Annotated in this window: 12 protein-coding genes; 11 read left to right on the forward strand and 1 reads right to left on the reverse strand. The window is 66.6% G+C overall.

Annotated elements, in window-relative coordinates; translation table 11 throughout:
* Window positions 1-37: 37 nt before the first annotated feature.
* The 8 genes from argS to tatC all read left to right on the forward strand — a co-directional run bounded on the left by argS (window position 38) and on the right by tatC (window position 6,704).
* Window positions 38-1,771, forward strand: coding sequence for an arginine--tRNA ligase (argS, locus tag KK488_RS13695; RefSeq protein WP_214624240.1), 1,734 nt, complete (start codon window positions 38-40; stop codon window positions 1,769-1,771).
* Window positions 1,771-2,517, forward strand: coding sequence for an SPOR domain-containing protein (locus KK488_RS13700; protein ID WP_214624241.1), 747 nt, complete (start codon window positions 1,771-1,773; stop codon window positions 2,515-2,517). The genes argS and KK488_RS13700 overlap by 1 nt, the downstream gene beginning before the upstream one ends.
* A gap of 24 nt (window positions 2,518-2,541) precedes the next feature.
* Window positions 2,542-3,558 carry a beta-N-acetylhexosaminidase gene (gene nagZ / locus KK488_RS13705; protein ID WP_214624242.1) on the forward strand — a complete coding sequence of 339 codons (1,017 nt, stop codon included), beginning with the start codon at window positions 2,542-2,544 and terminating at the stop codon, window positions 3,556-3,558.
* Window positions 3,555-4,388 carry a segregation and condensation protein A gene (locus KK488_RS13710; RefSeq protein WP_214624243.1) on the forward strand — a complete coding sequence of 278 codons (834 nt, stop codon included), beginning with the start codon at window positions 3,555-3,557 and terminating at the stop codon, window positions 4,386-4,388. The genes nagZ and KK488_RS13710 overlap by 4 nt, the downstream gene beginning before the upstream one ends.
* The gene (gene scpB, locus KK488_RS13715) at window positions 4,385-4,984 is read left to right on the forward strand and encodes an SMC-Scp complex subunit ScpB (protein ID WP_432653852.1); all 600 of its coding nucleotides are present in this window, start codon (window positions 4,385-4,387) and stop codon (window positions 4,982-4,984) included. The genes KK488_RS13710 and scpB overlap by 4 nt, the downstream gene beginning before the upstream one ends.
* A 260-nt stretch (window positions 4,985-5,244) precedes the next feature.
* Window positions 5,245-5,487, forward strand: coding sequence for a twin-arginine translocase TatA/TatE family subunit (locus KK488_RS13720; protein ID WP_214624244.1), 243 nt, complete (start codon window positions 5,245-5,247; stop codon window positions 5,485-5,487).
* Window positions 5,488-5,520: 33 nt separating this feature from the next.
* The gene (tatB, locus tag KK488_RS13725; RefSeq protein ID WP_214624245.1) at window positions 5,521-5,934 is read left to right on the forward strand and encodes a Sec-independent protein translocase protein TatB; all 414 of its coding nucleotides are present in this window, start codon (window positions 5,521-5,523) and stop codon (window positions 5,932-5,934) included.
* Window positions 5,931-6,704 (forward strand): twin-arginine translocase subunit TatC, encoded by a 774-nt coding sequence (gene tatC / locus KK488_RS13730; RefSeq protein ID WP_214624246.1) that lies wholly within the window; start codon window positions 5,931-5,933, stop codon window positions 6,702-6,704. The genes tatB and tatC overlap by 4 nt, the downstream gene beginning before the upstream one ends.
* Here tatC and KK488_RS13735 read toward each other — a convergent pair.
* The gene (locus tag KK488_RS13735) at window positions 6,655-7,797 is read right to left on the reverse strand and encodes a cell wall hydrolase (RefSeq protein ID WP_250890410.1); all 1,143 of its coding nucleotides are present in this window, start codon (window positions 7,795-7,797) and stop codon (window positions 6,655-6,657) included. The genes tatC and KK488_RS13735 overlap by 50 nt on opposite strands.
* A gap of 270 nt (window positions 7,798-8,067) precedes the next feature.
* On the opposite strand from KK488_RS13735, the gene KK488_RS13740 reads away from it, so the two are divergent.
* The 3 genes from KK488_RS13740 to KK488_RS13750 are packed head-to-tail and all read left to right on the forward strand — an operon-like array spanning window position 8,068 to window position 10,744.
* The gene (locus KK488_RS13740) at window positions 8,068-9,054 is read left to right on the forward strand and encodes a cysteine synthase A (RefSeq protein ID WP_214624247.1); all 987 of its coding nucleotides are present in this window, start codon (window positions 8,068-8,070) and stop codon (window positions 9,052-9,054) included.
* 23 nt (window positions 9,055-9,077) lie between these two features.
* Window positions 9,078-9,413, forward strand: coding sequence for a hypothetical protein (locus KK488_RS13745; RefSeq protein ID WP_214624248.1), 336 nt, complete (start codon window positions 9,078-9,080; stop codon window positions 9,411-9,413).
* Between the two features lie 20 nt (window positions 9,414-9,433).
* The gene (locus KK488_RS13750; RefSeq protein ID WP_214624249.1) at window positions 9,434-10,744 is read left to right on the forward strand and encodes a Gldg family protein; all 1,311 of its coding nucleotides are present in this window, start codon (window positions 9,434-9,436) and stop codon (window positions 10,742-10,744) included.
* The last annotated feature ends 206 nt before the right edge of the window (window positions 10,745-10,950 follow it).

Here is a 10,950-nt window from a genome sequence, read left to right on the forward strand (position 1 = left end):
TTCTGTCGGTAAGGCCCGCCGCTGACAGGATGGAAACATGACGATTTTCGCTCGCATATCGGCCGCGCTGGACGGCCTTCTCGATGATATGGTCGCAGCCGGCGAGTTGCCCGCTGGCCTCAACCACGCTGCCGTCACCGTCGAGCCGCCCCGCGACCCGAGCCATGGCGACATGGCGACCAATGCCGCGATGGTGCTCGCCAAGCCCGCCGGGACCAATCCGCGCGCGCTCGCCGAGCTGATCGCGACAAGGCTGCGCGGCCTGCCCGAGGTCGAGAGCGTCGATATCGCCGGGCCGGGGTTCATCAACATGCGGCTGGACCGCAGCGCCTGGGAAGCCGAGCTCACGCTCATCAACGAGCGGGCCGGCGGCTATGGCCGCACCGATGTCGGCAAGGGCAAGCGCGTCAATGTCGAATATGTCTCGGCCAATCCGACCGGCCCCATGCATATGGGCCATTGCCGCGGCGCGGTGGTAGGCGATGCGCTCGCCAGCCTGCTCGCCTTCTCGGGCTATGAGGTCACGCGCGAATATTATATCAACGATGCCGGCAGCCAGGTGCAGACGCTCGGCCAGTCCGTCCACCTGCGCTATCGCGAAGCGCTCGGCGAGGACATCGGCGAGATTCCCGAGGGCTATTATCCCGGTGACTATCTGATCCCGATCGGCCAGGCGCTCGCCGCCGAATATGGCGACAAATATGTCGGCGTGCCCGATCTCGTCTGGCTCGACCTGTTCCGCGAGCGCGCCGTCGCCGCGATGATGGACATGATCCGGGCCGACCTGGCGCTGCTCGGCATCCATCACGATCTCTTCTCGTCCGAAGCGGAGATGCAGAAGAGCGGCAAGGTCGATGCGGCGATCCAGCGGCTGACCGACATGGGCCTCATCTATGAAGGCACGCTCGAGCAGCCCAAGGGCGAGCCGGCTGACGAGGACTGGGCGCCGGTGCCGATGGTGCTGTTCCGCGCCAGCCAGTTCGGCGACGACAGCGACCGGCCGGTCAAGCGGCCAAACGGGCTCTATACCTATTTCGGCAACGACCTCGCTTATCATGCCGACAAGGCGAGCCGCGCCGACGAGCTGATCGACATCTGGGGCGCGGACCATGCCGGCACGGTCAAGCGGATCAAGGCCGCCGTCGCCGCGCTGACCCAGGGCAAGGCCAAGTTCGACGTCAAGCTCGTCCAGATGGTCCGGCTGCTGCGCGAGGGCGAGCCGGTCAAGATGAGCAAGCGCTCGGGCAATTTCGTGACGCTCGCCGATGTCGTCGAGGAAGTCGGCAAGGATGTGGTGCGCTTCACCATGCTGACGCGCAAGGCCGACGCGCAGATGGATTTCGACTTCGCCAAGGTCGTCGAGGCCTCCAAGGACAACCCGGTTTTCTACGTTCAATATGCCCATGCACGCATCGCGTCGCTCGGGCGGCGGGTGAAGGAGGCATTTCCCGGGGAACTTCCTGCTGCGGACCTGTCCCGCTTCGGGGCGGAGGAGCTCGACCTGATCAAGCAAATGGCCAATTTCCCGCGGGTCGTGGAGGGGGCGGCAAATGCCCACGAGCCGCACAGAATCGCCTTTTATCTCTATGACTTGGCTGCAGCGTTCCATGGCTGGTGGAACCTCGGCAACGACCAGCCTGAGCGGCGCGTCATTGTCGCAGGCGATATAGGGTTAACCGCCTCTAGACTGCACTTGAGCGCCGGAATCGCTCAGGTTATCAGGAACGGCCTCGGCTTGATGGGGGTTGCGGCGCTTGAGGAGATGAACTGATGTCGGCTGAGCAGCAAAGCGACGGCTTCAATCTGGACGATCGCGATCGTCTGCCCTGGCTCGAGCCGGCAGGCATCGAGGAAGAGCCCGAGCGGGTGTCGCCGCTCAAGGTGCTCGGTCTCGTCGCCCTCGGCCTGGCTTTGCTCGGTGTGATCGTCGGTGGCGGCTACTGGCTCAAGAACAAGGGCCAAGGCGGCGGCGGCGAGAATGCCAAGCTGATCGCCGCGAAGAGCGCGACCTACAAGATCCCGGCCAATGCCTCCGATGCCAAGGAATTCCAGGGCGAGGGCGATCAGGCGTTCGAGGCCAGCGAAGGCGGCGAAGCGACCGGCAAGATCGACGCGAGCAAGGTGCCCGAGACGCCGCGCACCGATCTCAAGGCTGTCGAGAAGAAGGCGCCGGAGACCGTCAAGGCGCCCGTCGCCAAGCCGACGGTCAAGGCGGCGGTGAAGAATGTCCCTGCCGACACCAAGAAGATCGCTGCCGGCGCGGGCGCTGCCGCCGCACCGGGCGCGGCCCGCATCCAGCTCGGCGCGTTCGGCTCGAAGGATCTGGCCGAGACGGTCTGGAAGAAACTCTCCGGCCGCTTCGATTATCTGGCCGCCGCGACCCATTCGGTCGAGCCGGTCGAGACCGGCGGCAAGACGCTCTACCGCCTGCGCGCCAGCGCCGCGTCCGCGAAGGATGGCGATGCGATGTGCGGCAAGTTGCGCGTGGCCGGCGAAAGCTGCATGGTGGTGCACTGACAATCGGAGTATGAGTCCCCCGGCATGAAGCCAGTTATTTTCGGCCTTGCCGGCGAGACGGTCAGCGACGAGGAGCGGGCGCTTTTCAAGGCGTGCGAGCCGGCTGGCTATATCCTGTTCGGCCGCAACATCCGCGACAAGGCACAGCTGCGCGCGCTGACCGATGATTTGCGCGCCATTGCGGGGCGTGACGATCTCTTCATCCTGATCGATCAGGAAGGCGGCCGGGTGGCGCGGATGTCGCCCCCCGTATGGCCGGCCTTTCCTGCGGCCGGTGCCTTCGATGCGCTCTACGAGATTGCGCCATCGAGCGCGATCGAGGCGGCGCGTTGCAATGCGCGCGCGCTGGGCGCGATGCTGCGCGAGGTCGGCATCACCGCCAACGCCGCCCCGGTGCTCGACGTGCGCCAGCCCGGCGCCAGCGAGGTGGTCGGCGATCGCTCCTTCGGCGGCGAGCCGATGCGCGTCGCCGCACTCGGCCGCGCAACGCTGGAGGGACTGCGCGCGGGCGGCGTGGTCGGTTGCATCAAGCATATGCCGGGCCATGGCCGCGCTTTGGTCGACAGCCACAAGGAACTGCCGCATGTCGACGCCAGCGGCTGGGATCTGGAGATGGACCTCGCGCCGTTCCGCACGCTCAATCAGGCGCCGGTCGGCATGACCTGCCATTGCCTCTACACCGCCTGGGATGCGCAGCGCCCGGCCAGCCTTTCGCCGATCGTGATCGGCGAGATCATCCGCGGGGCGATCGGCTTCGACGGGCTGCTGCTCTCGGACGATCTCGACATGAAGGCGCTCAACGGCACGCCGGACGATCTGGCGGCCGGCGTGATCGAGGCGGGCTGCGACATCGCGCTCAATTGCTGGGGCCGGATGGACGAGATGACCGCCATCGCCGCGCGCCTGCCCGAGATCAGCGATGTGTCGCGCGCGCGGCTCGACCGGGCGATGGCGACGATCGCGGCCGGCGCAGATGCAGACTGGCCGATCGAGCGCTCCCTGGCGACCCGCGACGCCCTGCTCGCCAAGAGCGCGGCATGAGCGGCGAGGCGTCCACGGACATTCGGTCACCCGAGCAGCTCGACGTCGATACGCTGCTGGGCGACGCCGACTGGGCCGAGCCGATCCGCCGCGCCCCGGGCGAGGCGATCCTGACCGTCCAGACCGAAAGCTGGGAAGGGCCGCTCGACCTCCTGCTCTCGCTGGCGCGCACCCAGAAGGTGGATCTGCGCGAAATCTCGATCCTCGCGCTCGTCGAGCAATATCTGCGCTTCATCGAGGACGCAGTGGAGCTCCGGCTGGAACTGGCCGCCGATTATCTCGTCATGGCCGCCTGGCTGGCTTATCTCAAATCCGGCCTGCTGCTGCCCAAGGAAGCGCAGCCCGATCCCTCGCCCGAGGAACTGGCGCTGCGCCTGCATCTGCGCCTGCAGCGGCTGGAAGCAATGCGCGAGGCCGGCGCGCGCCTGATGGGCCGCGACCGCATCGGCCGTGACGTGTTCGTGCGCCCCGAGCCGGAAGGGCTGCACCGGCCCCGGTCGATCGTCTGGCAAGCCGGCCTGTTCGATCTCATCCAGGCCTATGGCCAGGTGAAGGCGCGCACCGCGCCGCGCATGCACATCGTCCATCGGCGCCCGGTGATGACGCTCGACGAGGCGATCGAGCGCGTCTCGCGCCTCATCGGCGTGCGGCTCGACTGGGCGGATCTGCGCAGCTTCCTGCCCGATCATGCCGATCCGCAGCTCAGGCGATCGGCGCTGGCGAGCAGTTTCGTCGCCGCGCTGGAACTGGCCAGGCAGGGGCGGGTGGAAATCCGGCAGGAGGCGATCTTCGCGCCACTTTACCTCAAGGCGCCGGAGGCACGCGCGTGAGCCTGACCATCTCCGCGCGTCTTGTCGAAGCGGTACTGTTCGCCGCCGAAGGGCCCCTGACCCAGCAGGAAATCCAGCGGCACTCGGCTTTGGAAGAAAGCGTCCTCCCGCATCTGACGGCGCTAGCCGATCATTATGCAGGGCGTGGCATCGAACTGGTGGAGCGCGGCGGTCGCTGGCATTTCCAGACCGCGGCGGATTTGAGCTACATCCTGCGACGCGAGCGCGAGGAGCCGCGCAAGCTCAGTCGCGCGGCGGTCGAGACGCTGGCGATCATCGCCTATCACGAGCCGGTCAGCCGCGCCGAGATCGAATCGATTCGCGGCGTCCAGGTCGCCAAGGGTACGCTTGACGTGCTGATGGAAGCAGGCTGGGTCCGCCCTGCCGGCCGCCGCGAGGTGCCGGGGCGTCCGCTCATCTATGCGACGACAGGCGACTTTCTCAGCCATTTCGGCCTGACGAGCCGCCGCGACCTTCCCGGCATCGAGGATCTGCGCGCCGCCGGCCTGCTCGACCCGATCGACCTCGCGATGGAGAGCATGGAGTCGCAGGCCCTGCTGGAGCGGGACGAGGTGGAGGAAGAGGGCGAGGACTAAATAAGCCCCTCCCTTTCAAGGGAGGGCGCATCGGGTCGGTCATGCCCCCCGGCATGACCTAAACAGCGCGGGGCGCTGTTTACCCGACGCGGGGTGGGTGTCGCGCAGCGATCTGCGACCTTGCAGCCCCACCCCAACCCTCCCCTGAAGGGGAGGGGCCACTGAAAATAGACTCGCTTCCATCAAGAAGCCAAGCCGTCACGGCCATTGCGCAGCGGGTGCCAAGAGCCTAGTTAGGGCGCGTACACAGGAGATTTTTCATGGGTTCCTTTTCAGCCCTGCACTGGATCGTGGTCATCCTCGTCGTCGTGCTGCTGTTCGGCGGCGGGCGTATCTCGGGCGTGATGGGTGACGTCGCCAAGGGCATCAAGAGCTTCAAGAAAGGGCTCGCCGAGGACGACGATGATGTCGCCGCCTCTGCCAAGCCCGCGCAGCGCATCCCGCAGCAGACCCCGGTTGGCGAGCCAAGCGCCACCCGCGATGAGCATAAGCTCGACAGCTAATACCCGCTGACCGAGGCAGGGGAACGGCCGAACATGTTCGATATCGGCTCATCCGAGCTGTTGCTGATCATCGTGGTTGCGATCGTGGTGATCGGCCCGAAGGATCTGCCGCGCGCGCTCTACAAGGTGGGCCAGGTCGTCGGCAAGGCGAAGGGCATGGCCCGCCATTTCCGCACCGGCATCGACGCGATGATCCGCGAGGCGGAGCTGGAGGAGCTGCAGAAGCAGTGGGCCGCCGAAAATGAGCGAATCATGGCGCAGACCTTGCCCGACCTTGGCGGACGGATGACATCGCTGGTCGACGAGAGCGCGACTGCCGGCGAGCTTCCGCCGCCCGCGGCCGCCGCCGCATCGTCGGAGGCCGTCGCGGACGGATCGCCCGTAGAGCCCACGCTCCCGCTTGACGCACCACATGGCGAAGTGCCCAAGGGCTCGTCGGCGGCATGAGGGACATTGACGAGACCAAGGCGCCGCTGATCGAGCACCTGATCGAGCTGCGCCGTCGCCTGCTCATCTCGATCGCGGCTTTGTTCGTCTCCGGCGCGGTCTGCTTCTATTTCTCCGACCAGATCCTCGCCTTCCTCGTCGAGCCGCTCAAGAAGGGCTTTGGCGATGCGCAGGGCCGCCTCGTCTATACCAAGCTGTATGAGGCCTTCTTCGTGCAGCTCAAGGTCGCGATGTTCGGCGCCTTTTTCGTGTCCTTCCCGATCACCGCGAACCAGCTCTGGCTGTTCATCGCGCCCGGGCTCTACAGCAAGGAGAAGCGCGCGCTGCTGCCGTTTCTGCTCGCGACGCCGATCCTGTTCGTCATGGGCGCGGCGCTGGCTTATTATGTGGTGATGCCCACAGCCTTCCATTTCTTCCTGAAATTCCAGGGGAACAGCGGTGGAATCACGGTCGAGGCGCTGCCCAGTATGGACAGTTATCTCAGCCTGGTCATGCAGTTCATTCTGGCTTTCGGGATCAGTTTCCTGCTGCCGGTTCTGGTCATGCTGCTCAACCGGGCCGGCCTGGTCAGCCGCCATCAACTGGTCAGCGTGCGGCGCTACGTGATCGTCGCGGCGGTGATCGTCGCTGCGGTGCTGACGCCGCCGGACGTCATCTCGCAGCTCATGCTCGCGATCCCGCTGATCCTGCTCTACGAGCTGGCGCTGATCGCCATCTGGTTCACGGAGCGGCGCGAGGCGAAGGAACAGGCGCTGGCGAACGCCGAATAGCGCCTGAGGGGCGGTTCAAGGGTCGCCCGCTGTTGAGATATTCCGGCTTCACGTCTCCCGACTGGATCAGGACGCGCGGCGTGGGGTTCGCGGCGGGCAGCGTAGCCGGCACGCTTGCGATCGCAACCGGGGACGCAACGATCGGCGCCGGCGCTGGCGGAAGACCCGCTGCCGCGCTCTCGACCGGGATCGCCGGGATCAGCGCGGGGCTGTTGCGCGGATCGAGATAGGCATTGGCGCTCGGGCCATTGATCGTCTCGATGCCGGCATAGGCGTCGCGGAACCGGCCGGGCGTGCCGCTCGGGCCCGGGGCGCGATAGAAGATATGCGCGCCGATGATCGCCGAGGCATGCATCTGTGTGGCCCAGCCCGGAAAAACGGTGAGCGTGTGATAATAGGTCGCGAGGCCGGCCGGCTCGAACACCTTGCCGCCCAGCGCCTCCTCGGCGACCCGCCGCGCGCGCAGCCATTTGTCGCCATTGGGGATGCGCGCCATCGAGCCGTCGCAACTGAAAGTGAACTGGCAGCGCAGATCGTCGCGCTCCGTCCCCTGATAGACGACGCCGCAGATGCTGTTGGGCCAGTCCGGGCTGCGCAGCCGATTGAGCACTACCTGCGCGACCGCGCGCTGCCCTTCCTCGGGCTCGTTGGCCGCCTCGTAATAGATGGCGTTGGTCAGGCAGGAGAGGGCGCGCAGCCGGTCGACCGGCGTGCGCCCCACGAACCGGTAGGACGCGGCCGCCGGGCCGATGTCGATCGCCAGAATGTGCCTGTTGCCGCGCCATCTGGCGGGAAGTCCGTTGGCCGCGCCACTCGCTCCCGGAGCCGGATCGAACGCGTCCTGTGCGAAGAAATAGGCCGAGCCCGGAAAGGTCTCGCCCGATCGCTCGATGAGATTAGGAACCGAGACCGCCGCCATCTGCGCCGGCGATGCGCCGTGCGTGCCCGATATCTCTCCGGCTGCAATCGGGACGAGGCGCAGCGCGAGGGCGATCAGCACGAACGGCACAATCCAGCGCCACACCGACAGGCGCTGCCGGGTCACCAGGACCGGCGGGTAGAATCGGTCGCCTCCGGGCGCGGGATCGGACATTGGCCGCGCATAGCAGAAACAAGGTAAATTTTCCTGAACCTGTCTTTCCATTCCTCCCTGAGCTCGCTCGGGGAGGGGGACCGCGACGCGTAGCGGCGTGGTGGAGGGGAAATGCCGAGCTGTCGGCCTTCGGCCGCCCCTCCACCGCCTTCGGCGGTCCCCCCTCCCCAAGCGAGCTTGGGGAGGAATGAAGCGGTGCAACCTGCACTTCGCGAGACTCCACATCTCCTTGCTTGCCGTCCGAGCCTTGGCATCCTACGTGATGCAGCGATGACCGTTCACAGCGACACGCTCTCTCTCATTGGCAACACGCCGCTGGTGCGGTTGGCCGGCCCTTCCAAGGCCAGCGGCGCCGAAATCTACGGCAAGTGCGAGTTCATGAATCCCGGCGCCTCGGTCAAGGACCGTGCCGCGCTCTACATCGTCGAGGATGCCGAGGAGAAGGGCCAGCTCCAGCCCGGCGGCACGATCGTCGAGGGGACGGCGGGCAATACCGGCATCGGCCTTGCCCTCGTCGGCAATGCGAAGGGTTACAAGACGATCATCGTCATGCCCGAGACGCAGAGCCGCGAGAAGATGGACACGCTGCGCGCGCTCGGCGCCGAGCTGGTGCTGGTTCCGGCCGCGCCTTTCTCCAATCCCGGCCATTTCGTCCACACCTCGCGCCGCATCGCCGAGGAGACACCGAACGCCATCTGGGCGAACCAGTTCGACAATACCGCCAATCGCAAGGCGCATATCCTCGGCACCTCCGAGGAAATCTGGGCGCAGATGGAAGGGCGGGTCGACGGCTTCACCTGCGCCGCGGGCACGGGCGGCACGATCGCCGGTGTCGGGCTCGGCCTCAAGCAGAAGGATGAGCGCGTCACGATCGCGCTCACCGATCCGCACGGCGCGGCGCTCTACAATTATTATGCGCATGGCGAGCTGAAGGCCGAGGGAAGCAGCGTCGCCGAGGGCATCGGGCAGGGGCGCATCACCGCCAATCTCGACGGTGCGCCGATCGACACGCAATATCGCATCTCGGATCAGGAAGGCATGGTCTGGGTCGAGAAGCTGATGGGCGAGGGGCTGTGCGTGGGCCTCTCCACCGGTATCAATATTGCGGGCGCCGTGGCGCTGGGCAAGCAGCTCGGCCCGGGCAGCCGCATCGTGACCATCCTGTGCGACACGGGCCTGCGTTATCTCTCGACACTCTACAATCGTGAGTGGCTCGTCTCCAAGGGCTTGACGCCGTTCCCCTGGCTGTCAAATTGAGGCTGGCGGTCCGGAGGCGACCCATGGCTCTGAGAAATGAATTGCGAGCGCACCGTGAGGAGCTCCAGCGTGTGCAGATCGGCCTCGTCGGGCTGGCGGCGGTGTTGCTGGTGGTGACGCTCGCCAATCTCGTCATCCAGACCGCGCGGGGCGATGGTCCGGGGTCGAATGGCGCGCCGGTCGAGCAGGTCGCGTCGGGAACGGCAGGCGCCAATGGCGCGGCTGAACCGACCGAGCCGCTCGCCGATCTTGGCGTCACCCCCACGGCTGACACCGCCGCCCCCTCGGTACCGGATCTGGAGCCTGATCCGCGCTTGCGCAAGCGCATGGACCGCGATCCCAAGCAATCGCAGCGCTAAAGCCTGCCGAGCGGCCGGCCATGGCGCGCGTGCTGATCTCCGCCTTGATTCTCTTTCTCATTGCCGGTGCGGCATTGCTGCTCGGCCTTGCCGGAACGGCGTTGCACACCGGGCGGATCGATCCGTTCGACTGGCTGCTGCCCGGCGCGGCGGCGATCCTGTGCTTGCGGTGGTATGGCGGGCGCAGTGGCTGGAGGTCGGCGGCGATCGCCTGGACCCTGGTCATGGCGCCAACGACCCTGCTCATCCTGCTGGTCGCATCGCGGCAGCCTTGGTTCGATCTGGCGATGCTCGGCGGCGCTCTGGCGGGCATCGCGGCGGCGGCCGGCTGGGCTTTCGTGCGTGCCGCGTCGTTGCGCCGGCCGTCGCTTGTCCTGCTGTCCCTGCTCGTTGTTGGCGGCCGGGAGGCCATGCTGCTGGCCTCGCGCGACAGTCCGCAAACGCCATCCGCAGGGCGCCCGGCTGTGGGCGTGATCAGTGCGCTGCCGCTCTACGGGGCTGCCCTGGCGCCGGCCGGCCAGACCGATATGCTGCGCGATACTGCACGAACCACGCCGATATGGGACATGCTGGGGCGCGACTATGATCTGCGCCCGATCGATCATCTCGATCCAGCGGCCCTTACGCCCTTCCGGCGTCTGCTCATCGCCCAGCCGCGCCAGCTCGCGCCGACCGAGCTGGTCGCGCTCGATGGCTGGGTGCGTGGCGGCGGCTACGCGCTGGTCCTGGCCGATCCGCTGCTCGGCTGGCCGGACCCGCGTCCGCTCGGCGATCCGCGACGGACACCGCTTACCAGTCTTCTGGACCCCCTGCTGACGCACTGGGGCCTGCAGCTCGAGCCAGCCCGAGGCGGCGCAGTGGAAAGGCGCATCCTGAAAAGCGGCGCGCTTCTGCAGATGACGGGCGCCTCGCGTTTTACGCGGCTGGCGCGTGGCGATGCGCGCTGCGAGCTTGGCGAGGAGGGGCTGATCGCCCGCTGTGTCGTGGGGCGAGGGCATGTCCGCCTCATTGCCGACGCCGATTGGATCGATGACCGCCTGTGGACGTTCGATCCCACGATCCCCCATGACCGTGCCGCCTGGACCAGCGATGCCGTGCCAGCGCTCCGCACCTGGCTGCGTCCCGACAGTATGCGAGTCGACTCGCCCGGCATCTGGCTGGTGGATCAAAATCGGCTGATTTCCGCGCTCCGCTGGGCCTTCCTCCTGCTGCTTCTGCTGGTGGCGGCCTGGGCCGTCGTGAAGCGGCTCCCCACGACTTCCCATATGCGCTCCGTCAAGCCACCGGACCAAAAAAGGAACATAGGAGGTCTAAAAGCTGATTCCAGGTAACACTTCCCCGGAATCCATCATGATTTCCCATGAATTCCCATATTTTGCTTTCGCGATCCCAGGCACTTTGATAGGAAAGTGACCCAAGGGGCAGCTCGTCTCATTCCCGGACATCGACGCCGTGCGCATGCGCGTTTCGGCAACGGGGAGACGTTTGTCCCGAGGACAGGGAGCGTTGGCGCCAAGTGGCTGGGGCAGTTTTCAAG

Origin of the sequence: Sphingobium nicotianae, from assembly GCF_018603885.1 — a bacterium.
GTDB classification, from domain to species: domain Bacteria; phylum Pseudomonadota; class Alphaproteobacteria; order Sphingomonadales; family Sphingomonadaceae; genus Sphingobium; species Sphingobium nicotianae.

Bases quoted from the DNA above. Each gene is read 5' to 3' on its own strand.
- tatC (WP_214624246.1), top strand. From the start codon at position 5,931: ATGAGGGACATTGACGAGACCAAGGCGCCGCTGATCGAGCACCTGATC.
- KK488_RS13750 (WP_214624249.1), top strand. From the start codon at position 9,434: ATGGCGCGCGTGCTGATCTCCGCCTTGATTCTCTTTCTCATTGCCGGT.
- KK488_RS13710 (WP_214624243.1), top strand. From the start codon at position 3,555: ATGAGCGGCGAGGCGTCCACGGACATTCGGTCACCCGAGCAGCTCGAC.
- KK488_RS13720 (WP_214624244.1), top strand. From the start codon at position 5,245: ATGGGTTCCTTTTCAGCCCTGCACTGGATCGTGGTCATCCTCGTCGTC.
- KK488_RS13745 (WP_214624248.1), top strand. From the start codon at position 9,078: ATGGCTCTGAGAAATGAATTGCGAGCGCACCGTGAGGAGCTCCAGCGT.
- argS (WP_214624240.1), top strand. From the start codon at position 38: ATGACGATTTTCGCTCGCATATCGGCCGCGCTGGACGGCCTTCTCGAT.
- KK488_RS13700 (WP_214624241.1), top strand. From the start codon at position 1,771: ATGTCGGCTGAGCAGCAAAGCGACGGCTTCAATCTGGACGATCGCGAT.
- nagZ (WP_214624242.1), top strand. From the start codon at position 2,542: ATGAAGCCAGTTATTTTCGGCCTTGCCGGCGAGACGGTCAGCGACGAG.
- KK488_RS13740 (WP_214624247.1), top strand. From the start codon at position 8,068: ATGACCGTTCACAGCGACACGCTCTCTCTCATTGGCAACACGCCGCTG.
- KK488_RS13735 (WP_250890410.1), bottom strand. From the start codon at position 7,797: ATGTCCGATCCCGCGCCCGGAGGCGACCGATTCTACCCGCCGGTCCTG.
- tatB (WP_214624245.1), top strand. From the start codon at position 5,521: ATGTTCGATATCGGCTCATCCGAGCTGTTGCTGATCATCGTGGTTGCG.